18 protein-coding genes are annotated in these 21319 nt (G+C 67.7%); 10 read left to right on the forward strand and 8 right to left on the reverse strand.

Features of this window, described 5'->3' with window-relative positions:
* The first annotated feature begins 137 nt into the window (after window positions 1-137).
* Entirely contained in the window at window positions 138-344 is a 207-nt protein-coding gene (locus ACVCL9_RS12625) for a YdcH family protein (RefSeq protein WP_395120478.1), read from the forward strand.
* A 4-nt stretch (window positions 345-348) separates the two neighbouring features.
* Window positions 349-951: a GNAT family N-acetyltransferase gene (locus ACVCL9_RS12630; protein WP_447097863.1), complete on the forward strand. Its 603-nt coding sequence runs from the start codon at window positions 349-351 to the stop codon at window positions 949-951.
* Between the two features lie 162 nt (window positions 952-1113).
* Here ACVCL9_RS12630 and pssA read toward each other — a convergent pair whose 3' ends face one another.
* The 5 genes from pssA to ACVCL9_RS12655 all read right to left on the reverse strand — a co-directional run bounded on the left by pssA (window position 1114) and on the right by ACVCL9_RS12655 (window position 10048).
* On the reverse strand, window positions 1114-2496 hold the full coding sequence (gene pssA / locus ACVCL9_RS12635; RefSeq protein ID WP_447097862.1) for a CDP-diacylglycerol--serine O-phosphatidyltransferase: 1383 nt from the start codon (window positions 2494-2496) through the stop codon (window positions 1114-1116).
* Window positions 2497-2870: 374 nt separating this feature from the next.
* The gene (locus ACVCL9_RS12640; RefSeq protein ID WP_395120483.1) at window positions 2871-3800 is read right to left on the reverse strand and encodes a LysR family transcriptional regulator; all 930 of its coding nucleotides are present in this window, start codon (window positions 3798-3800) and stop codon (window positions 2871-2873) included.
* Window positions 3801-3852: 52 nt separating this feature from the next.
* Complete coding sequence (locus ACVCL9_RS12645) at window positions 3853-5778, reverse strand: CocE/NonD family hydrolase (protein WP_447097861.1); 1926 nt, start codon at window positions 5776-5778, stop codon at window positions 3853-3855.
* Between the two features lie 2 nt (window positions 5779-5780).
* Window positions 5781-7193 (reverse strand): SLC13 family permease, encoded by a 1413-nt coding sequence (locus ACVCL9_RS12650; RefSeq protein ID WP_447097860.1) that lies wholly within the window; start codon window positions 7191-7193, stop codon window positions 5781-5783.
* A 101-nt stretch (window positions 7194-7294) separates the two neighbouring features.
* Window positions 7295-10048 (reverse strand): TonB-dependent receptor, encoded by a 2754-nt coding sequence (locus ACVCL9_RS12655; RefSeq protein ID WP_447097859.1) that lies wholly within the window; start codon window positions 10046-10048, stop codon window positions 7295-7297.
* Window positions 10049-10264: 216 nt separating this feature from the next.
* Between ACVCL9_RS12655 and ACVCL9_RS12660 the strand changes: the two genes are divergently transcribed.
* A complete protein-coding gene (locus tag ACVCL9_RS12660) occupies window positions 10265-11392 on the forward strand; it encodes a CapA family protein (RefSeq protein ID WP_447097858.1) in 1128 nt (375 codons plus the stop codon).
* A 12-nt stretch (window positions 11393-11404) separates the two neighbouring features.
* Here ACVCL9_RS12660 and ACVCL9_RS12665 read toward each other — a convergent pair whose 3' ends face one another.
* Together ACVCL9_RS12665 and ACVCL9_RS12670 are read right to left on the reverse strand one after the other, a co-directional pair.
* A complete protein-coding gene (locus ACVCL9_RS12665) occupies window positions 11405-11806 on the reverse strand; it encodes a DUF4156 domain-containing protein (protein ID WP_447097857.1) in 402 nt (133 codons plus the stop codon).
* 143 nt (window positions 11807-11949) lie between these two features.
* On the reverse strand, window positions 11950-14829 hold the full coding sequence (locus tag ACVCL9_RS12670; protein WP_447097856.1) for a M16 family metallopeptidase: 2880 nt from the start codon (window positions 14827-14829) through the stop codon (window positions 11950-11952).
* 271 nt (window positions 14830-15100) lie between these two features.
* On the opposite strand from ACVCL9_RS12670, the gene ACVCL9_RS12675 reads away from it, so the two are divergent.
* From ACVCL9_RS12675 to ACVCL9_RS12705, 7 genes are all read left to right on the forward strand, one after another.
* Window positions 15101-15310, forward strand: coding sequence for a hypothetical protein (locus ACVCL9_RS12675; protein WP_395120492.1), 210 nt, complete (start codon window positions 15101-15103; stop codon window positions 15308-15310).
* A 25-nt stretch (window positions 15311-15335) separates the two neighbouring features.
* The gene (gene trmL / locus ACVCL9_RS12680) at window positions 15336-15827 is read left to right on the forward strand and encodes a tRNA (uridine(34)/cytosine(34)/5-carboxymethylaminomethyluridine(34)-2'-O)-methyltransferase TrmL (RefSeq protein ID WP_447097855.1); all 492 of its coding nucleotides are present in this window, start codon (window positions 15336-15338) and stop codon (window positions 15825-15827) included.
* A gap of 120 nt (window positions 15828-15947) precedes the next feature.
* A complete protein-coding gene (locus ACVCL9_RS12685; protein ID WP_447097854.1) occupies window positions 15948-16598 on the forward strand; it encodes a ubiquinone biosynthesis accessory factor UbiJ in 651 nt (216 codons plus the stop codon).
* Window positions 16595-18244 carry a ubiquinone biosynthesis regulatory protein kinase UbiB gene (gene ubiB, locus ACVCL9_RS12690; protein WP_447097853.1) on the forward strand — a complete coding sequence of 550 codons (1650 nt, stop codon included), beginning with the start codon at window positions 16595-16597 and terminating at the stop codon, window positions 18242-18244. The genes ACVCL9_RS12685 and ubiB overlap by 4 nt, the downstream gene beginning before the upstream one ends.
* A 101-nt stretch (window positions 18245-18345) precedes the next feature.
* Window positions 18346-19047: a pseudouridine synthase gene (locus ACVCL9_RS12695; protein ID WP_447097852.1), complete on the forward strand. Its 702-nt coding sequence runs from the start codon at window positions 18346-18348 to the stop codon at window positions 19045-19047.
* Between the two features lie 110 nt (window positions 19048-19157).
* Entirely contained in the window at window positions 19158-19580 is a 423-nt protein-coding gene (arfB, locus tag ACVCL9_RS12700; RefSeq protein ID WP_447097851.1) for an alternative ribosome rescue aminoacyl-tRNA hydrolase ArfB, read from the forward strand.
* A complete protein-coding gene (locus ACVCL9_RS12705) occupies window positions 19577-20173 on the forward strand; it encodes a 1-acyl-sn-glycerol-3-phosphate acyltransferase (RefSeq protein ID WP_447097850.1) in 597 nt (198 codons plus the stop codon). Before arfB ends, ACVCL9_RS12705 begins: the two co-directional genes overlap by 4 nt.
* A 43-nt stretch (window positions 20174-20216) precedes the next feature.
* Here ACVCL9_RS12705 and ACVCL9_RS12710 read toward each other — a convergent pair whose 3' ends face one another.
* Window positions 20217-21257: a LysR family transcriptional regulator gene (locus tag ACVCL9_RS12710; protein ID WP_447097849.1), complete on the reverse strand. Its 1041-nt coding sequence runs from the start codon at window positions 21255-21257 to the stop codon at window positions 20217-20219.
* Between the last annotated feature and the right edge of the window lie 62 nt (window positions 21258-21319).

Consider the following 21319-nt stretch of genomic DNA (forward strand, 5'->3'; position numbering starts at 1 on the left):
CCACCGCAGCGGCGGGCGGGCCGCAACCGCCGCCCACGGCAGCGCGCGGAGCCGCCGCGTGATCCGTGGCGATTACCGCTGGCGCAGCGCCACCAGCGCGCTAAAATGGGCGGTACGTCACACGTTTGGCCATTCCCATGCCGATCCAGGATCACGCCGAAATCGCCCACCTGCTTGCCGAGCTCAAGCTGGAACATCGCGATCTCGACGTGGCGATCGACGAACTGGCCCACGCCATCGGCCGCGACGAACTGCAGCTGACCCGGCTCAAGAAGCGCAAGCTGCTGCTGAAGGACCATATCGCGCGGCTGGAAAGCAAGCTGATCCCCGACCTCGACGCCTGAGCCCATGACCCTGTTCGCCCCGATCCGCCTGCACGACGAGTACGTCGTGCTGGAGCCGCTGACGCCGGAACACGCGCCCGCGCTGGAAACCGCCGCCGCCGACGGCGAGCTGTGGAACCTCGCCGTCACCAGCGTGCCGCCACCGGGCCAGGCGGGCGATTACGTGGCGAAGGCGCTGCAAGGCCAGCGCGAAGGCCACATGCTGCCGTTCGCCGTGCGCGAGGCGCGCGGCGGCGACATCGTCGGCAGCACGCGCTATTACGAGATCGACGCCGCCGTGCCGCGCCTGGCCATCGGCTACACCTGGTACGCGAAACGCTGGCAGAAGAGCCACCTCAACACCGCCTGCAAGCGGTTGCTGCTTGAGCATGCGTTCGAGACCCTGGGCTGCGCGGCCGTCGCGTTCCACACCGACGTGCTGAACGAGGATTCGCAGCGCGCGATCGAACGCCTCGGCGCGCAACGCGAAGGCGTGCTGCGCGCGCACCGCCGCCGCACCGACGGCAGCCTGCGCGACACGGTGTGCTTCAGCATCCTCGCCGGGGAATGGGGCAACGTGGCCAACTGGCTGGACATGCGCCTGAGCCGGCTGATCGCAAACCCGTAGGAGCGCACCTGTGCGCGATACGTTGGAGCCGGGATTCGGGATTCGGGATTCGGGAAAGCATCGCGCGGGGTGCGCTCCTACCGCAGGCGATTGACCGGACGGCCGTCGTAGGGCGGGCAATGCCCGCCGGCTTCTCCGGCCGTGCGGCGGGCGGTGCCCGCCCTACAGCAGGCGATTGACCAGGCGGGCGAGTTGCGTGCGGTTCAAGCGGCGCAGCAGCCGACGCACTTCGGGCGGGTACTGGCGCGGGCTTTCCAGCGCGCGGTAATCGGCCAGCTGCACGGCGTGCCGGCGCAGTGCCGCCCATTCCGCCTCGTGCTGCGCGTGCAGCCGTTTCGCCGGGTCGCGCAGCAGCAGGCCGTTTTCCAGATCCAGCGACCATGCACGCGGGTTGAGGTTGTGGCCGGTCAGCACGGCCACGTCGTCATCCACGAACAGGCCTTTCAGGTGGTAGCTGTTGTCGCCGTCGCGCCACAGGTGCAGCCGCAACCGGCCGGCCTCGATCTGCGCACGGTGCGCGCGCGCAAAGCGGCGCAGATTGTTCTCGTACAGGTACGGCAGCAGGCCGATGGTCTTGAACGGTTGCTCCGGCGGTATGTAGAAATCGTTGGCGACCTTGTCGCCGACCATGATGTCGATGCGGCAGCCGCGCCGCAGCAACTGGCCGAGCACCAACCGTACCGGACGTGGCAGGTTGAAGTACGGCGTCAGCAGGATCACCCGCTCGCGCGCCTCCCGGAGCAGCGCCAGCAGCACCGCGTCGAGCTGGTTGCCGCTGCGGCCAAAACCCAGCAGCGGAGTCACCGCCACCTGGTCCGCATTCGGCAGCGCCGGGATCACTTCGTACCGCGCCTGCTGCAACTGCCCGCGCAAGCGGCGGATCTGCGGCTGCAGGCTGCGCGTGCTCGGCACCTCAGCCACGTTCAACTGCCGCACCGCGCCACTGCCGGCGAGCCGGTTCGCGACGAAGCCGGCCATCGCGTCGGCCAGGCCCGCATGCCGCAGCAGGTGGTAGCGATCGAGTCGGTAGCGATCGTGTCGCGCCAGGTAGACGTCGTTGAGACTGGCGCCGCTGTACAACACCGCGTCGTCGATCACGAAGCCCTTCAGGTGCAGCACGCCAAACAACTCGCGGTTCTGCACCGGCACGCCGTAGATCGGCACGCCATCGCCCAGCCGCTGCGCCCATTCGCGGTACATGCCGGCGTTGCCCGCGCTCTTGTGTTTGCCGATCAGCCCGCGCTGCGCGCGGTGCCAGTCGACGAACACCCCGATGTCCAGCTCGGGCCGGCGCGCCTTGGCCGCGTAAAGCGCCGCCAATATCTCGCGACCGCCATCGTCGTCCTGCAGGTACAAGGTCACGATCACGATGCGCCGGGCAGCCTGCGCGATCAGCGTCAGCAGGGTTTGCCGGAACGCCGCCGGATCGGACAGGCAGCTGATCGCCGCCGCATCCACCGCAAACGCCGGCAAGGCTGTGCGCGGATTGCCCTTGCGTCGCGGCAGCGACACCAGGCGTCGAGCCAGGCGGATAGGTGTTGTCATCAGGGTCTTGCGCGCAATCATTCCTCCATCATCGCAAACCATGCCGCGCACTACGACCCGTCCGGCGGGAATTGCCTGCGGCGAACCATGGCCGGACCGTTCCGCGCGCCGGCCGGTCCCTGCGCGACCCGCACCGGCGCCGAGGGGGTCAGGGCAGCACCAGCACCTGCTGCCGACTGTCGCTGAGCGCTCGCGGTGGCGGGCGCGCCTCGGCCAAGGCGACGATTTCCGCCGGCGGCTGCCGGTATGCCCATGGCGGGGCTGCCGTCGCGCCGGCCGCATCGTGGCAAGCGCCGGCGACCATCGGATCAACCCGTGACAAGCCACCATCCACCTGGCACCGCCGCGGCGGCGCTTGCTGGCGCCCGCCCCTGTCAGCCTCGCCGTGGCGGCGGTGACCCGCTGCGCCTGCGTCCCAGCGACGCGCGGCAGTGTTCGTAGAACGCCTCGGTCAAGGATGTCTCGCGCACGTTGGCGGACGACATGAACACGTACTCCTGCTCGATCGTCGGCGCGAAGCGGCGAATGCGCACGCCGGTCCACAACGAATGGCGCGACAGCAGCTCGTTGACGATCGCGATGCCGACGCCTTCGGCCGCCAGCGCACAGGCCGCGCCCACGTTGTGGGCTTCCAGCCGCACCGTCTGGCGCACCCCCGCCTGCTGGAAGGCCTGGTCGATCCGCATGCGGGTGTCGCCGCCGCGATGGCCGACCAGGATCAGCGGTTCGCCGGCAAGATCCCTGGCGCCGATCGGGCGCTTGCCCGCCGACAGGCGGTGCGCCGGCGGCAGCACGCAAACCGTGGGGCTGCTGATCAGCGGCCGCAGGCGGATGCCGGGATGATCCAGCGGCAGTTTGCCGAAACCGCAATCGGCGGTGCGCGTGGCAACCAGGTTCATCACCGTCGGCCGGGTGCGCGAATCGACATTGATGTGGATATTGGGATGCAGGCTCAGGAACGAAGCGACCAGCTTCACCAGCGGCCCCTCGGCGAAACTCGGCGGCGCCACCACGCGCAGTTGCCCGGCATTGGTCTGGCGGATGTCCTGGGCCAGCACATTGATCCGCTCGACGCCTTGCAGCGCCAGATCCACCTCCTCGAACAGCAGCAGCGCCTGCGAAGTGGGCAGCAGCCGCCCCTTGCTGCGGTGGAACAACTTGAAGCCCAGTTCGGTCTCGAACTGCCCCAGCAGGCGGCTCACCGCAGGCTGGCTCAAGCTCAGGCTGCGCCCGGCGGCGGTGGCCGAACCGAGCCGGATGATTTCGCGAAAGGCTTCCAGCGCCTTGAGGTTGTCGAGCTTCATGGGCGGGGCGCCACGTGGCGGCAGTGAATGGGCTGCCGAACAACGTACACGATCAAGCGGGCGACGCCACTGGCAACACCGGCAACAGCAGTCGCGACGGGTGTGCGCGATCCAGATGCACGCGATTGTGCGCCGGCCTGGATTCGCGCCAGCGACCGGGCGCCGTATCGGTGTTCGGATTGAGGTCGAAATGCGGATAGTTGCTGCTGGACACGTCCAGCCGGATCCGATGGCCCACCGCGAAATGGTTGGCAGTGGCGAAGGCCTCCACCTCCACCTCGACCACCTCGCCCGGCGCCAGCCAGCGCGGCTGCTGCCAGGAATCGCGGTAGCGCAAACGCAGGATGCCGTCGCTGAGGTTCATCGCGAAACCGTGCGGGTAGTCGGCATGGGGCGGGTACTCGTCGATCAGCTTGATGGTGATGTCGGTATCCCGGCAATCGGAGGAAACGAACAGCCTCACGCGGATGGGCCCGGCGATATCGACCGCGCGCGCCAGCGGCGCGCTGCGAAAACACAACACATCGTCGCGCTCGCCGATGTCGCGACCCGTGCCGGCGCAGCCGAAGAAGCGGGCGTCGTCGCGCTGGTCGAAGGCGCCCGGTGGCATCACCCCCTCGGCCGAGGTGATGGTGCCGCCGATGGTCGGCACCGGTCGCGCGGGATCGTAGACATAGTCCAGCGCCGCGAACCGCTCCGCTGGCGGCGTGGCGTCGAGCCGGCCATCGGCATGCAGGTGCCACGCCTGGCTGGTGGTGCCGGGCAAGGGCCAGTCGTCGGCATGCAACCAGCGCCCGCCGTGCTCCAGCCGGCCCTCGGCGTTGCGCCGGCCGCTGCCGCCGCCCATCAGGAAGATCGACACGCGACCGCGCGCGAACGGGTTGTCGGCCTGTCGCCCCAGCAGATGGTCGTACCACGCGCGACGCAGCTCGTAGAACGAGTGGCCGAACGCCGCATCCAGTGTCGCCTGCTCGCCGAAATCGACATCGCCGGCGAACGTCTGCGAGCGCCGGCCATGAATCCACGGCCCCATCACCAGGTGCACCGGAGCATGCTTGCGCCGCGACAGGCCGAGGTAATTGTCGGTGGCGGTGCGCACGTAGGGGTCGTACCAGCTGGACATGTGCACCATCGGCACGTCGGCGTAGGTGTCGTAATGGCGCTCACCGCACAACTCGACCTGTTGCCAATAGGGGCCGAAATCGCCGTGCTCCCATTGCTCGAACAGGTAGTCCTCGTATTCCGGTGCCGCACTGACCGGCGAGTCGCCGCGCGCCCACGGCATGCGCCGAAACCAGGCGCGAATGTCCTGCGCCTGCAATGCTGCCTTGCGGCTGGAATCCTGCTGCGTCAGCGGGCTCAGCAAGGCGTGCTTCAAGGCCCAGGTCGCCTGCTTGAGTTCGAACGCACCACCCTGCCGGATGCCGCCGTGGTACGCGTTGGAGAAGCCGCCGGAGTCGACGAACTGGGCGCTCAGCGCCGCGGGCGCCAGGCTGCCCAGCGCCGTCTGCACGTGCGCGCAATAGGACAGGCCCTGGGTGATCACGCGGCCATCGCTCCACGACTGCGCCGCCAGCCAGGCGAGGGTGTCGACACCGTCAACGGCCTCGTTGGTGTACTTGGTGAACACGCCTTGCGAACGGTAGCGACCGCGACAATCCTGCATCGCCACCACGAAGCCGTGGCTGGCAAACCACCGCGCGATCTGCGGTTTCGACAAGGGCAGTGGATACCCGGCCACGACATCCGATTGCGCGGTGCCCGCCTTGTCGTAGGGCGTGCGTTCGAGCAGGCAAGGCCAACGCGACCCGCTGGCGCCGTCCGGCAGATACAGATCGACCGCCAACTGCACGCCATCGCGCATCGTCACCATCACGTCCGCGCGCAGGCGTACCGGGTACGGGCCCGGCTGCAGGCCTGCGGCCGCTGCGTCGGCGGTGTCCGCCCGCGTTTGCTCCATGCCCTCACCGATCGCCATGCTCAGTAACCGATCCGCGTGGCGACCAGCAGGAATGCCGTCGCCACCACCGTCAGCACCAGGGTCAGCGGCAGCATGAAGCGCACCCACGCGCCGTAGTGCACCTTCGCCATCGCCAGCATCGCCAGCATCAGCCCCGAGGTGGGACTGACCGTCGCCATCAGGCCGTTGCCAAACAAGTAGGCCAGCACCACCGAGTTGCCTTGCAGCCCCGACAGCTGGCCGATCGGCCACAGGATCGGAATGCTGATTGCAGCCTTGGCCGAGGTCGAGGGAATCAGCACATCCAGCCCCGCCTCGGTGAACATGATGGCCAGCGAGGCGATCCACGACGACTGGCCGTGGATCAGGCCGGCCATGGCGTTGACCACGGTGTCGAGGATATTCGCCTCCTGCAGCAGCACGTGGATGGCGCCGGCCAGGCCGATCAGCAGCGAGGGCAGGATCATGCCCTTGATGCCATCGATGAAGGCATCCGCGCTGACCCGCGCACTCAGCCCGCCGATCACGGCAAGTCCCGCGGTCACCGCCAGGTAGAACGCGCTGAGCTCGTTGTAATGCCAGCTCCAGGCGCGTCCGGCGTAGACCATCAGCACGATCGCCAGGCCCAGCAGCAGCAGCACGCCCAGGTGCCGCCCCGACAGCGATCCCGCGGCAGGCGCGAAATCCGCCTTGGTGAAACCGCTGCGGCGGATGCGGTACAGCAGATAGGCGATGCCGATCGGCAGGAACACCGCCAGCACCGCCAGGCGCATGCCGAAACCGCTGAAGATCGGCACCTGCACGATGCCTTGCGCGATCGGCAGTACCACCGGATTGCTGACCGAGGCGATGTAGCCCAGCTTGGCCGCGATCAGCAGCATCGCCACCGCGTACAGCGGACTCAGGCGCAGCCGCTCGGCCATCGACAGCAAGACCGGCAACACCACCAGATACTCCGAAATCAGGCCCAGGAACGAGCTGCCCGCCGCCAGCGCACCCATCAGCACCGGCGCCAGCAGGTAGACATTCCCGCGCGAGCGATGCACCAGCTGGTCGAGGCCGGCGTCCAGCGCACCGGTCTGCTTGAACACGCCGAACAGGCCGCCGACGAACATCACCATGAAGATCAGCGAGGCGTTTCGCACCAGTCCCAGCGGGATGGATTCGAGCACCGTGATGACGCCGGCCGGGCGCGCCTGCTCGCCGGCCGCGCCCAAGCCAAGCAGGTGCCACCAGTCGAACGATTTCGGGATCACCGAGTAGGTCCCCGGCACCACCCGCCCATCGACGCGCTGGAACGCGCCGGAGTCCAGGACGTAGGTGAGCACCGCGCACAGCAACAGCACGGACACCAGCATCAGCACCGGGTGCACGTCGATCTTGCGACGGGGCCGCTGTGCAGGTTTGCCATCGGTGACGGGACGGTTGGCCATGCTGGGAAGATCCATGTGGTTGAGCGGGTCGCCGGCGCCCGCTCCCGCGGCGGCCCGGGCCGGCGGTCGGCGACATCGCGCCGATGCCGCCGGTGCCCGTCTCAGAGGGTGATCGTGGCCTTCACGTAGATGAAGCGGCCACGCGGGTTGTAGGTGCTCATGTCGAAGTTGAGGTCGCCGCCGTTGACATAGGACAGCGGCGGGTCCTTGTCGAACAGGTTCTGCACGCCAAGGGTGAAGGTCATCAGTTGCGAGCGCAGCGTATAGGCACCCCACACGTCATGGGTGATCTGCGCCGGGATCCGGCCATAGCCCGGCGCCGGGCCCTCGTCGGTGCTGCCGATGTAATGCATGCTCCAGTTCGCTGACCACAGGCCACGCGACCAGTCGACGGCGGTGTTCGCTTTCCAGCGCGGGAAACTCTCGCGCGCGATGTCCGATTTTCCGGCCCGCCTGGCCACGCGCACCTCCCCGCTGGGCAAGGTGTCGTAACGATCGAACGCGTTGAGGTAAGCCGCGTTGAACATCAGCCCGACATTGCCCGCCGCCATCGTCGGCAACTGGTAGCGCATGGTCGTATCGACGCCGCTGGCCTTGAGCCGGTTCAGGTTGATCGGGCCGTCGATCAGGTTGATGATCTCGCCGCTGGTGTCGCGCTTGATCAGGTTGCAGCGTTGACCGGTATTGGCGCACAGGTCGAGCAGGTTCTGCGAGCCGAAGCTGGAGATCGCCTCCTTCAGGTCGATGTCGTACCAGTCGACCGACCAGGTCAGGCCCTTGGCAAAGCTCGGCGTGTAGATGAAGCCGCTGCTGCGATTGACCGAGGTTTCCGGCCGCAGGTCGGGGTTGCCGCCCACGGTCGAGAGGATCGAGCCGCCCGAGTAGTTGCGCTGGTCGTAGCTGGTCGGCACCCCGGCACACCCGGGCTTGCCGGCGCCGCCGCCGTTGCAGGGGTCAACCGCCGGCAAGTTGGTCTGACGCAGGCCGGCGTAGAGTTCGTTGATCGAGGGCGCGCGAAAACCCTGCGCCCAGGTGGTGCGCAGCATCAGGTCGTTCCACGGCCGCCAGACCAGGCCGAGCTTGCTGTTGGTGGTGTTGCCGAACGTGTTGTAGCTCGAGTAGCGCGTCGCGGCGGACAGCTCCAGTTGCTTGACCGCCGGAAGGTTCGCCAGCAACGGCACGTTGAACTCGACATAGGCCTCTTTCAGATCGTAGGAGCCGGCGGTCGGCAGGCGCGGCGCCGAGGTGGTCTTGCGGCTGTAGGTGATGAACTGCGGCGTTTCATTGAAGTACGGGCTGGGCTGGTCGTAGCCCGATTCCTTGCGGTACTCGACGCCACCGGCGAACGCCAGCATTCCGGCCGGCAACTTGAACAGGTCGCCGGTGAGGTTGGCGGTGAAGTCGTGCTGTTTGGTGCCGTTGTGGTCGACGCCAGTGGCGCGGATGTAGTTGGCCATCTCCGGGGTGATGGTGCCGAAGATGTTCAGCGGCACGCAGTTGTTGGCCGCGCAGCGGGCGTTCGGGCCCAGTGCCAGCGCGACCTTGTCCAGATCGATCTGATTGGCCGAGGTCCACTTCGCCTTGTTCTGGGCATACGTATAGAAGCTGTTCCACGACCAGCCATTGGAGAAATCGCCTTCGAATCCGGCCGCCACACGCATCGTGTCAACGTTCTGCGTGTTGATGCGCGGCCCCAGCTCGGTGATCGTCCGCACCACCTCGAACTTGGTGCCCGTGCCCTGGAAGTCCACGCCGAACGGGTTGTACGGGTGGTCGGCCGGAATCGTCATGCCGTCGCCGCCGCGGATGCGTGGCGTTGCCGGCGGGAAGCGCTGGCTCGATTCGCGCGTGTTGTACAGGCCTTCGGTCACGAAGGTCACCGCATCACTGACGTGGAAGCGCAACTGGCCATACACGCCAGCCATGTCCAGGGGGCCGATCAAGGTGGTATCAGGCTGGTCGTTGTAGACGTCGGTGTCCGGCACGTCCAGGCGAAAACCGCCGTTGCCGTCCGGCACGAACGCCTTGGTGCCGAAGCCATCCACCGGCGTGCTGTTGCGGAAACGGCCCGCCGGCGTGTTTCGGCTCAACCCTTGCAGCGGCACCCGCGAGAAGTCGCGATGGCCGGCAAGGATCTCGTTGCTGCCGGCGACCGTCGCCGACACCAGCGCCGAGCCCCAGTCGCCGGACTTGCCCCAGAGGAAATCCTCGTTGTGTGTGAAACCGTCGCCCTTGTCGGTCTGGCCGACATAGCTGCTCGCCTTCAGCCCATCGAACTCGCTGAAGGTGATGATGTTGACCACGCCGGCGATCGCGTCGGCGCCGTAGATGGCGGTGGCGCCGTCCAGCAGCACTTCGATCCGCTCGACCGCGGCCAGCGGAATCGTGTTCAGGTCGACAAAGTCGCGAAAACCGCGGGTACCGGCTCCGTTCACCCAGCGCCGCCCGTTGACCAGAACCAGCGAGCGGTTGGCGCCCAGGTTGCGCAGGTTCAACGAGCGGGAGCCATGGCTGGTGCCGCCCGAGCCGGTCGAGTTGAAGCTGGAACCTACCGATGGCAGCTCCTGCAGCAACTCGCCGACCGAGACCACGCCGGTAGCCTCGATCTCGTTGCGCTCCATGGTAAACACCGGGCTGGCCGCCACCTCGTCCTTGCGGCGGATGCGCGAGCCGACCACGCTGACCGTCTCCAGCGTCTTCGCCTTGTTCGCATCGCCGCTCGTCGTGTCCGCGGTGCTCTGCGCATCCGCAGTCGCCGGCATTCCGCCCGCCGCCAGCGCCCCCGCAATCGCCACCATCATCACACCCAGGCGCGGTACACGCCGTGACTCCCCCTTGCCAGCCATCTTGTTCATCACCCCTCCCGAAACCATGCGTGGCGACCAGTTCGCCGGAGCATCTGCCTTGGTATCGAGTAATTCACGCGGACTGAACATATGCAATCTTATCGAGTCCGGTAATGCGTCCATGCCATTTTGGTATGGTATGCGCAGGTACGCGAATAAGCTTGCAAGCGGCCCGGTGGACGTGGATAGCTGGGGCTGTCGGGTCCGGATCGAGCGAGGGGCGTCATGGTCGAGTCGTGCAATCTGCAGCGCCGGCGGCTGCTCGCCGCCCTGGCGATGACGCCGCTGTTGCCGGGCGTTGCCGTGCGCGCGGCCGAACGCCGCGAGCTGACCCTCACCCTCACCGGGCAGGCGCTGATCGCGCACGACCTCTGCCACGAGCCCTATCCCGGCCTCGCCGAAGTGATCGCCCAGGTACGTCGCGGCGACGTTGCCATGACCGACTTGGAGACGCCCATACGCGTTGGCGCGTCGGGCGCACCGACTCGCCAAGGGCTGTTCCTGCATGCCGCGGGCCCCGACGCCTTGCGCTGCCTGCGCTCGTTCGGCTTCGACATGCTGGCCCTGGCCAACAACCACGCCGGCGATTTCGGCCGTGCGGGCGTACTGGCCACCCGCAGCGCCGCGCAACATGCCGGTTTCGCCACCGCCGGCAGCGGCAGCGACCTCGCCGAAGCCAGCGGTGCCGCCTGCTTCAAGGCGCGCGGTCGCCGTGTCGCGCTGGTGGCCATGGCGGCCGGCAAGATCCGTCCGGGCGTGGCGGCAACAAGTTCAGGCGCCGGCATCAACGAGCTGCGCCTGACCGCAGCCGGCACACCCGACCAGGACGATGTGGAACGAATCCTTCAGTCGATCCGCGCGGCGGCCGGCACGGCCTTCGTCGTCGCCTGCCTGCACAACCACGATTGGCGCGGCGACATGCGCGTCACCCAGCCATGGGCGCGCGAATTCGCGCGGAGCTGCGCCGAAGCCGGTGCCGGCGCATTCTTTTCGCACGGCGCCCCGCTGCTGCACGGGATCGAGCTTCATCACGGGGTGCCGATCTTCCATGGCATGGGCAGCCTGATCTTTCATTCCCGCACCGAGCCCGGCTACTACCCGCCCGAGGTGTGGGAAAGCATGATCGCGCACCTTCATCGGCGCGATGGCTCGATGCGTCAGCTCGAACTGGTGCCGGTGGTGCTCAACGAGAGGGGCGACGATGCGAGTCGCCAGGACGAAACGCGGGGTCGCCCCAGGATCGCGCGAGGCGAGGATGCACAACGCATCCTCGCGCGCCTCCAGTCGCTCAGCGCGGTGCTCGGCACCTCGCTGCGCATTGCGGGAGAACGCGGCTGGATCAGCATGGATTGACCGTCGAAGGGGTCAGCCGCCCGACACCGGGAACGTCTGCACGTCGCCCTTGGCCGATTGGGCCGAAGCCGGTCGGCCCGCCCCCGGCTTGGGCGGGTTGCTGCCGCACTGGTAGGCGCCCCACGGCTGCGAGCCATCGGCCGGTTCGGCCAGCGGCTTGATGGTGTCGGCGTGCATCTTGGCCGCCTCGTTGCGCGCGAGCACTTCCAGTTCGTCGCGCACCTTGATGTCGTTGCGGTCGACCGGACCGACGCGGTTCATCACCGAGACGGTGACCTTGCCCAGTTCGCGGCAGCTGGAAACATCGCCGCTCCAGGCGGTGCGCACGTTCTTGCCGGCCGAATCCAGGGTGATGCCCCAACTGCAGGCGCCGAGCAACAGGATGGGGACGAGCAACAACAGGGTCTTGCGCATGGGTGGCTCCGCGGCAGGTCTTGAGGGCATGAAAAGAGGCCGGACCAGGACGGTCCGGCCTCCATCGTAACGCGCCGGCGCGCCGGCGTCCCTCGCTCCATCCGCCGCTTGCCGCGCCGGTTCAGCCGGCGCGGCAGCGCGACTCACTTTGCCGGCTTGGCCGCCACCGGCTTGCCGTCAGCGTCGAGCACCTCGACCGTGCCGAGCTTCAGCGCGCGGATCGGCGACTCGATCTTGGCCAGGTCGCCGACGATCACCCAGGTCAGCTGGTCCGGGTGGATGATCTCCTTCGCCGCAGCCTCCACCGACGCATCGGTCTGCGCCTCGATGCGCGACTTCAGGGTCTGCACGTAGTCATCCGGGCGGTTGTACTGGGCGATGCCCTGCATGGCGCCCATCACCGCCTGGGTGGTCTGGTACTGACCCGGCATGCTGCGCACGTCGCCGACCTTGATCTTGCTGATCTCCTGCGCGGTCAGCGGCTTGTCGCCGATCACCCCGCGCGCTTCCTTCAGCATCTCGCTGACCGACGCCGCGGTCTTGTCGGTCTGCACCGGTGCGTAGAGCATGAACGGGCGCTGCCCGACCGCGTTCTGCAGGAAGCTGAAGGCGCCGTAGGCCCAGTGCTTGTCCTCGCGCAGGTTCATGTTGAGGCGCGAGGTGAAGCTGCCGCCGAAGGCGCCGTTCATGGTCTGGATCTGCAGGTTGTTCGGCGCCTCGGTGGACGGCGCCAGACTGCCGGCGAGGATCAGGCTCTGCTGCGCTCCGGGGCGATCGACCAGGAACACGCGCACCTGTTCCGGCGGCGCGACCTTGCCGATGTTCTTGGCCGGCACCTTGCTCGCCGGCGCCTTCCAGTTGCCGAACACCGCGTTCAACTGCGGGATGATCTTCGCCATCGTGGTATCGCCGGCCACCAGGATCTTCATGTTGTCCGGGCGGATGTAGTCGGTCATGAACTGGCGCATGTCGGCATCGGTCAGCGACTTGATCGAGGCTTCGGTGCCGGTGCCGGTGAACGGGATCGCGTAGGCGTGGCCCTTGCCGTACAGCAGCGGCGGCAGGGTGCGCAGCGCGATGCCGATGGGCTGGCTCTTCTCCTGGGCGATGCCGGCCAGCCACTGGCCGCGCAGGCGGCTGACGTCGGCATCGCGGAACGCCGGGTTGCGCACGATGTCGGCGAACAGGTCGAGCGAGGGCTTGAGCTGGTCGTCCAGCGCATTCAGCGAGGCATTGCAGTAATCCAGCCCGCAACCGCTGGCGATGATCGCGCCCAGGCGCTGCTTGCGCTTGGCGATCTCGACCGAATCGAGGTCCCGGGTGCCTTCGTCGAGCATCGACATGGTGAAGCTGGAGGTGCCCAGCTTGCGGCCCTGGTCGGCCGCGTAACCGGCGTCGAACAGCAACTGCATCTGCACCGCCGGCACGCCGTGGCGTTCGGCCAGGACCACTTCGACGCCGTTGTCGAGCTTGCCGTGCTGCAGGGTCGGGAACGCGAGGTCGGGGAAGCTGGCGACTTCGGGCACGCCCTTGCTGCGATCGACGTCGCTGGCCACGGTCTTGTAATCGCCCTTGGGCGTGAGCACCGGCGCCGGCGCACCGGACGCGGCGGCCCGGCCGGCCACGGTGGCCATGTCGGCGTCCTCCACCTTGCCGGGCACCACGGTCAGGGTGTAGTCGCCCTTGGCGATCCACTGGTTCGCCACCGCCTTGACGCTGGCCGGCGTCGCCGCCATCAGGGTGCTGAAGTCCTTCAGATAGTGCCCCGGATCGCCGTGGTACAGCTGGCCCTCGGCCAGGATCGAGGCCTGCGTGTTGACGCGCTCCAGGCCGCGCACGAAGGAGGCGCGGGTTTCGGTCTTGACCCGCGCCAGTTCGTCGGCGGTGGGGCCATCGTTGAGGAACTTCTGCCATTCGTCGGCGATCGCGGCCTCGACCTTGGCCGGGTCGACGCCCTTCTTCACGTCGACCTGCAACTGGAACAGGCTGGCCAGCGAATGCTGCTCGACGTAGACGGAGACGCTGTCGGCGAGCTTGTCCTGGTAGACCAGGCGCTGGTACAGCCGCGAGGTCTTGCTGCCGCCGAGCACGGCGGCGGCCAGCTCCAGCAGGTTCTCGTCATGGCTGCCGCGCGCCGGCACGTTCCATTCGCGGTAGATGCGGGTCTGCGCGACGTTGTCGGTCATCGTGCCGCGGGTGGACTTGTCGCGCGCGGCAATCCACGGCTGCGGGCGCGGCACCTGCGGACCGGCGGCGATGTCGCCGAAGTACTTCAGCATCTTCTCCTTCGCCACCGCCGGCGTGATGTCGCCGGCCAGCACCACCACCGTGTTGGCCGCGCCGTAGTAGTCGCGGAACCACTGCTTGACGTCGCCGAGCGAGGCTGCGTTCAAATCCGCCATCGAGCCGATGGTGTCGTGATGGTAGGGATGGTTGGCCGGGAACGCCTCGGCCTGGATCAGTTCGCTGGCGCGGCCGTAAGGCTGGTTTTCGCCCTGGCGCTTCTCGTTCTGCACCACGCCGCGCTGTTCGTCGAGCTGCGGCTGGCCGATGGCACCGAGCAGGTGGCCCATGCGGTCCGATTCCATCCACAGCGCCATGTCCAGCGCGGTGGTCGGCACGGTTTCGAAATAGTTGGTGCGGTCGAGCCAGGTGGTGCCATTCTGGTCGGTGGCGCCGGCCAGCTCGAACGGCTTGAAGAACTCGTCCTTGTGATTCTCCGAACCCTGGAACATCAGGTGCTCGAACAGGTGCGCGAAGCCGGTCTTGCCCTTGGGCTCATAGGAGGAGCCGACGTGATACCACACGCTCACCGCCACCACCGGCGCCTTGTGGTCTTCATGCACCACCACGGTCAGGCCGTTGGGCAGCACGAAACGGGAATAGGCCAGGTCGGGGATCTGCTGCGTCGCTGCAGCGGCGGCCTCGACCGCCTGCGCGGGGGCGGCGACCAGCAGTGTCGGCGCGGCGACCCCGAACGTGAGCAAGCCGGAGATGAGCAGGGCAAGCGGCGTTTTTTTCACGGTGAACCTCCTGTTTTCGCGAATGGTCCGGGCAGGCTACCCGGCCGCGCCCGGGCATCGCAAATGACTTGTGGCACGGTCGACGGCCCGTGCGGTGGCGCGGGGCACCGCTGTCCGGACGCCACCGGACGACTGTCCGCGGACAACGGCCGGGGCGTCGAGGCGGCTATCTAAACCTTGAAAAATCAGCATGTTGGCCGCATATCCAGGCGTGGCACAGGGATTGCTTTCATCGGGCTGCAGGGCTCACTTACGCATCGGAGATGTAACCGTGAAATTCGAGACTTTCATGCTGCACGGATTGTTCATTGCCAGCCTCGTGGTGTGCGGCCTCATCCTCGCCGCCATGCTGACCACCACCACCGCCACGCCGCCGGTCGAGCTCGCCCACGACGGCGGCATCGCCACCATCCTGCTGGCCGCGCCGAGCAGCTGCGCGCTGCCGCCGGACGGCGTGGTCTGCCCGCGCGTGGCCAGCTGAGCATGGCGCAAGCGATAATGCGTGGATGCTCCATGTCATCCTGCATCGCCCCGAGATCCCTCCCAACACCGGCAACGTGATCCGTCTTTGCGCGAATACCGGCGCGGCACTGCACCTGGTGCGTCCACTGGGCTTCGAGCTCGACGACGCCCGCCTGCGCCGCGCCGGGCTGGACTATCACGAATACGCCAGCGTCGCGGTGCACGAGGACCTGTCCGCCTGCCTCGCCGCGCTCGGCGCGCCACGCGTGTTCGCCTTCACCACGCGCGGCAGCGTGCCCCACGTCGACGTGCGTTTTGCCGACGGCGACGCGCTGCTGTTCGGCTGCGAAACCGCCGGCCTGCCGGACGACGTGCTGGACACCATCCCGCCGACGCAACGCCTGCGCCTGCCGATGCGCCCGCACAGCCGCAGCCTGAACCTGTCGAACACCGTCGCCGTGGCGGTCTACGAGGCCTGGCGCCAGCTCGGTTTCGCCGGTGAGAGCGGGGAATCGGGAACAGGGAACCGGGAATAGAAAGGCAGAAGCGTCGGCACCCACGGCACCTTGCAAGCTGGCGAAAGAGCCCTCCTCCGATTCCCGATTCCCCATTCCCCATTCCCGGCGGCGCCCGCGCCGCCCCGCTACAATCGGCGGATGAACGCTGCCACCCCCAACGCCTGGATGCCGCAACCACTGCGCAAGCTCGCCGGGCGCGCGCTGGAAACCGCGCTGAATCACACGCTGTCGCTCGATCCCGACACGCATCAGCGGCTGACCGCGTTGAACGGTCGCAGCGTGCAGTTGCATCTGCGCGGGCCGGAGTTGGCGCTGGCCATCACGGTCGATCAGGCGCACCTGAAAGTCGGCCCGCCGCGCGACGACAGCCAGCTGAAGGTGGCCGCGACGCCGGGCAGCCTGCTGGCGATGCTGCTGCGCCGCGACGACGACGGCATCGCGCCGGGCAAGGTGGAGATCGCCGGCGATGCCGAACTGGCGCGCCGCCTGGAAAAGCTGGCCGGCAAGTTCGCGCCGGATTTCGAGGAGGCCTTCGCGCGCAGTTTCGGCGACGTGCTCGGCGTGCCGTTGGCCAGGGCCGTGCGCAAGGGCCTGGCGCATGCCCGCGAAAGTGGCGCCCATCTCGTCGAAGACGCCGCCGACTGGGTGCGCGACGAAACCCGCGTGGCCCTGGCGCCTGGCGAAGTCGACACCTTTCTCGACGAAGTGGACAGTTTGCGCGAACACAGCGAACGACTGGCCGCACGCGTGCAGCGGCTGGCGCGGCAACTGCAGGGCGACACCGCGTGACGCCGCTGCGCGTGGTGCCGCGCCTGCTGCGAGTGGCCTCGGTGCTGCTGGCATGGCGGCTGGATGAACTGGTCGACGCCGCGCACCTGTTCCGCCCGCTGAAACTGCTGCGCCCGCTGCTGGCGCGACCGCGCGCCAACGTGGCCAGCCTCTCGCGCGGCGAACGCCTGCGCCGGGCGCTGACCGAGCTGGGGCCGATTTTCGTCAAGGCCGGCCAGGTGCTGTCGACCCGCCGCGACCTGGTGCCCGCCGACATTGCCGACGAACTGTCGCTGCTGCAGGACCAGGTGGCGCCGTTCCCCGGCAGCGAGGCGCGTGCCATCGTCGAGCGGGAGCTGAAACTCCCGGTTGGACGTCTATACGCCCAATTCGACGAGACGCCGCTGGCCTCGGCCTCGATCGCCCAGGTGCATGCCGCCACCCTGGCCGACGGCCGCGAGGTGGTGGTGAAGGTGCTGCGGCCGGGCATCGACGCGCAGATCTCCCGCGACGTGAAGCTGCTGCGCTCGCTCGGCGAACTGGCCCAGCGCTGGCACCCGAATGCCGACAAGATCCGCCCGCTCGACGTCGTCGCCGAAGTCGAGAAGATGCTGGAGAACGAACTCGACCTGCAGCGCGAAGGCGCCAGCGCCAGCCTGCTCAAGCGCAACTTCGCCAGCGGCGTGGACCTGTACGTGCCGGCGGTGCACTGGGAACTGACCGCCTCGCGCGTGCTGACGCTGGAGCGCGTGCACGGCATCAGCAGCGACGACATCGCAGCGATCGACGCCGCCGGGCTCGACCGCAAGGCACTGGCCGCCAAGGGCGTGCGGGTGTTCTACGAGCAGGTGTTCCGCGACAATTTCTTCCACGCCGACGCCCACCCCGGCAACATCTGGGTGGACCCGTCGCGCCTGGACGAGCCGCGCTTCATCGCGCTGGACTTCGGCATCATGGGCTCGCTGCCCGAGGCCGACCAGTACTGGCTGGCGCAGAACTTCATCGCACTGTTCGAACGCGACTACGCACGCATCGCGCAACTGCATGTGGCCGCCGGCTGGATGCCCGCCGACGTGCGGCTGGACGAACTGGAAGCCGCCGTGCGCACCGTATGCGAGCCGTATTTCACCCGCCCGCTGTCGCAGATTTCACTGGCCGAGCTGGTGGTCAAGCTGTTCCAGACCGCGCGCCGCTTCGAGCTGACCCTGCAGCCGCAGCTGATCCTGCTGCAGAAGACCCTGCTCAACATCGAGGGCGTCGGCCGCATGCTCGATCCGGAGATCGACATCTGGGCAGTCGCGCATCCGGTGCTCAAGCGGATCCTGCGCCAGCGCTACAGCCCGCTGCGCACCCTGCGCGACGTGCGCAAACGGTTACCCGAATGGCTGCACCACGCGCCGGAGTTTCCCGACCTGGTACGTGATGCGCTGCGTCAGATCGGCCGCGGCGAGCGGCGTGAGCCAGCCGATCCGCTGGCCCTCAAACTGGCGCAGGAGAATGCCCGTCGCCAGCACAGGACGCTGGCCTGCAGCCTGCTCGGCAGCGCACTGCTGATCGGCGCCGCGCTGCTGTGGACGCTGGCCCCGCAACACGGCATCTGGCCGCCGCTGGGCGCCGGTATCGCCGGTTTCCTCTCCTTCGCCATCGGCTGGCCGCGCTCGCGTTGACCGTGCAGGAGCCCGCTCGCGGGCGATGCTTTTCACGGGCACCCGCAGCATCGCCCGCGAGCGGGCTCCCACGAATAACCAGAGCGCGGAAGCTCGAACGCATGATCGACATCCTCTACCAGGACGACGCGCTGATCGCGGTGAACAAGCCCGCGAACCTGGCCGTGCATCGCTCGACGTTCGTGGGGCCCGCCGACGCGTTCCTGATCGACCTGCTGCGCGAGCAGGTCGGCGGCAACGTGTACCTGGCGCACCGGCTCGACCGCGCCACCAGCGGCGTGCTGCTGGTGGCGCGCAGCAAGGAGGTCGCCGCCGCGCTTGGCGAGCAGTTCATGCAGCGCACGGTGCACAAGCAATACCTGGTGGTGGTGCGCGGCTGGCCGGAGCCGGCCGAAGGTGTGATCGACTATCCCCTGCCCGGCTCGCGCGAAACCGGCCCGCGCCGCGAAGCGCGCACGCGCTACCGGCGCCTGGCCACGATCGAGGTGCCGATCGCACTCGGCCGCTACCCGCAGCAACGCTACGCACTGCTGCTGGCGGAGCCTGAGAGCGGCCGCTTCCGCCAGATTCGCAAGCACCTGGCGCACATCCATCACCCGGTGATCGGCGACTGCCAGCACGGCCGCGGCGACCACAATCGCCTCTACAAGCAGCACTTTGCCTGCCACCGGATGCTGCTGCACGCGTGGCGGCTTTCGTTCGCGCATCCGGTGAGTGGCGCGCCGATGCAACTGGAGGCGCCGCTGGACGAGGCATTCGCGCGATTGCTGGCGCAGTTCGGCTGGGGCTTGAAGCAGGAGTGAGTGAAGAGAAGTGAGGAGTGAGAGAAAAGCCGGGGTACGGCTTGCCTTCGCTCTCTCTCACTCCTCACTCCTCTCCACTCACTTCTCGCTTCTCCCCTAAACTTCCCCCCATGCTGACCATCAGCCGCACCCTCGCCCTGCCCGAGTCCGAACTGATCGAGCGCTTCCTGCGCGCCGACGGCCCGGGCGGTCAGCATGTGAATCGCACCGAGAGCGCGGTGGAATTGCGCTTCGACGTGGCGGGCTCGCCGTCGCTGCCGGAGGAGGTGCGCGCGCGGCTGCTGGCCCGGCGCGATCGCCGGCTTACCGCCGAAGGGATGCTGGTGATCCAGGGCCGGCGCTTTCGCGACCAGGCGCGCAATCGCGACGACGTGCGCGAGCGGCTGGCCGAACTGATTCGCGGCGTGCTGCTGCCGCCGAAGAAACGCGTCGCCACCAAACCGACCCGCGCCTCGAAGGAACGCCGCCTGGCCGGCAAACAGCAGCGCGGCAGGATCAAGCAGACCCGTTCGCGCAAACCGGAGTTCGAATGAAGCGTCGCGTCTTCACTCCAGCCCAGTTGCCCGCCCGCATGCCGAAGCTGCGCGACGGTTGGCAACGACGCATCTGCCGCGGCGTGTTGCGCCTGTGCGGCTGGAGTCTCACCGGCGAATTTCCCGACGTCCCCAAACTGGTGCTGATCGCCGCCCCGCACTCCTCGTGGTGGGACGGGGTGTGGGGGCTGCTGATCAAGGTGGCGATCGGCGCCGACGTGCACTTCATGGGCAAACAGGAATTGTTTCGCGGCCCGCTGGGCGGGCTGCTGCGTCGGCTCGGCGGCGTCCCCATCGACCGCAGCGCGGCCAAGGGCGTGGTCGAACAGATGATCGACCAGTTCCGCCAGCGCGAGAAACTGTGGCTGGGCATCGCCCCCGAAGGCACGCGCAAACCGGTGACGCGCTGGAAGAGCGGCTTCTGGCACATCGCCCACGATGCCGGCGTGCCGATCTTCCCGGTCGCGTTCCATTACCCCGACAGGACCATCCAGCTCGGCCCACTGTTCGACGCCGGCACCGACATGGGCGCAACCATGCAGCGCCTGCGCGAGTGGTACGCGCCGTTCAAGGGCAAGCATCGCGACGTTTGAAATCCCGCGCGCAGGGGCGAGGCTCGCAGAGCGGCCTCGGGCATCACCGCTGCGAATGCCCCGGATCATCGTGTTCGCGATGCGTCAGCAGCCCGGGGCGAATCAGGTCGATGAAGGCGCGTGCCTCGGCGCTGAGGAACTTGCCCTTGCGCATCACCACGCCGTAGCTGCGCTGGGGAAAGAACTGCTTCATGTTGCGCACGGCCAGGCGCCCGCGGTCGGCGTCGGTGATGCAGATGCCGGTGACGATGGAGATGCCCATGCCCATCGCCACGTATTCCTTGATCACGTCCCAGCCGCCGACCTCGATCGCGACGTGATAGGGCACCTGCCGCTGCTGGAACACCAGGTCGACCAGTCGATAGGTGGAGAGGCGCTGCGGCGGCAGGATCAGTCCGTAGGGTGAAAGATCCTCCAGGGTGATCTTGTCCTTCGTCGCCAGCGGGTGGTCGGGCGGCATGATCAGCATCGGGTCGTAGTGCTGCACCGGCGCCCAGGCGATGTCGTTGGGCACGTCCAGCATCGAGCCGACCGCGAAATCCGCCTCGTCGGCACGCAGCATGGCCATGCCGTCCTTGCCGGTCACGTTGGCCAACTGCAGTTGCACTGCCGGGAAGCGTTCGCGATAGCGGCGCACCAGTTCCGGCAGCAGGTACTGGATGGTGGAGGTGCCGGCGGCGATCACCAGCCGGCCGGCCTGCAGACCCTTCGCCTTCGCCTGGAAATCGCGATCCAGCGTGTCCCAGCCTTCCACCAGCGGGCGCGCCAGCTCGTACAGCGCCTCGCCCGCGTCGGTGAGATTGATGCGCCGGCGACGGCGCTCAAGCAGGGTGGCGCCGAGCTCGCGTTCCAGCGCCTGCAACTGCAGGCTGATGGTGGGTTGCGACACGTACAACGCTTCGGCGGCGCGGGTAAGCGTACCCAGTTTCACCACGCTGACGAAGGCGCGCAGTTGCTTGTGGCGATTGCCCTTGTAGTAGAAGCGGCCGCCAGCCTCCTCGGCGCGTTCGCCAGGGGTACGTTTTTTTGCTGCGCTGCGAGACGATTTTTTCGGCTGCTTCAGCGGAACGCCGGGAGTTTTCATCAAGTCATTTCAGCAAGTTGTGTCATATATTGATATTGCTCATAGTAATGATTGAAACATTC

The sequence above is a fragment of the Rhodanobacter sp. UC4438_H5 genome (assembly GCF_052978405.1).

Bases quoted from the DNA above. Each gene is read 5' to 3' on its own strand.
- pssA (WP_447097862.1), bottom strand. From the start codon at position 2,496: ATGACAACACCTATCCGCCTGGCTCGACGCCTGGTGTCGCTGCCGCGA.
- ACVCL9_RS12645 (WP_447097861.1), bottom strand. From the start codon at position 5,778: ATGGCGATCGGTGAGGGCATGGAGCAAACGCGGGCGGACACCGCCGAC.
- ACVCL9_RS12640 (WP_395120483.1), bottom strand. From the start codon at position 3,800: ATGAAGCTCGACAACCTCAAGGCGCTGGAAGCCTTTCGCGAAATCATC.
- ACVCL9_RS12655 (WP_447097859.1), bottom strand. From the start codon at position 10,048: ATGAACAAGATGGCTGGCAAGGGGGAGTCACGGCGTGTACCGCGCCTG.
- ACVCL9_RS12695 (WP_447097852.1), top strand. From the start codon at position 18,346: ATGATCGACATCCTCTACCAGGACGACGCGCTGATCGCGGTGAACAAG.
- ACVCL9_RS12660 (WP_447097858.1), top strand. From the start codon at position 10,265: ATGGTCGAGTCGTGCAATCTGCAGCGCCGGCGGCTGCTCGCCGCCCTG.
- ACVCL9_RS12705 (WP_447097850.1), top strand. From the start codon at position 19,577: ATGAAGCGTCGCGTCTTCACTCCAGCCCAGTTGCCCGCCCGCATGCCG.
- ACVCL9_RS12625 (WP_395120478.1), top strand. From the start codon at position 138: ATGCCGATCCAGGATCACGCCGAAATCGCCCACCTGCTTGCCGAGCTC.
- ACVCL9_RS12685 (WP_447097854.1), top strand. From the start codon at position 15,948: ATGAACGCTGCCACCCCCAACGCCTGGATGCCGCAACCACTGCGCAAG.
- arfB (WP_447097851.1), top strand. From the start codon at position 19,158: ATGCTGACCATCAGCCGCACCCTCGCCCTGCCCGAGTCCGAACTGATC.
- ACVCL9_RS12710 (WP_447097849.1), bottom strand. From the start codon at position 21,257: ATGAAAACTCCCGGCGTTCCGCTGAAGCAGCCGAAAAAATCGTCTCGC.
- trmL (WP_447097855.1), top strand. From the start codon at position 15,336: ATGCTCCATGTCATCCTGCATCGCCCCGAGATCCCTCCCAACACCGGC.
- ACVCL9_RS12650 (WP_447097860.1), bottom strand. From the start codon at position 7,193: ATGGCCAACCGTCCCGTCACCGATGGCAAACCTGCACAGCGGCCCCGT.
- ACVCL9_RS12630 (WP_447097863.1), top strand. From the start codon at position 349: ATGACCCTGTTCGCCCCGATCCGCCTGCACGACGAGTACGTCGTGCTG.
- ACVCL9_RS12665 (WP_447097857.1), bottom strand. From the start codon at position 11,806: ATGCGCAAGACCCTGTTGTTGCTCGTCCCCATCCTGTTGCTCGGCGCC.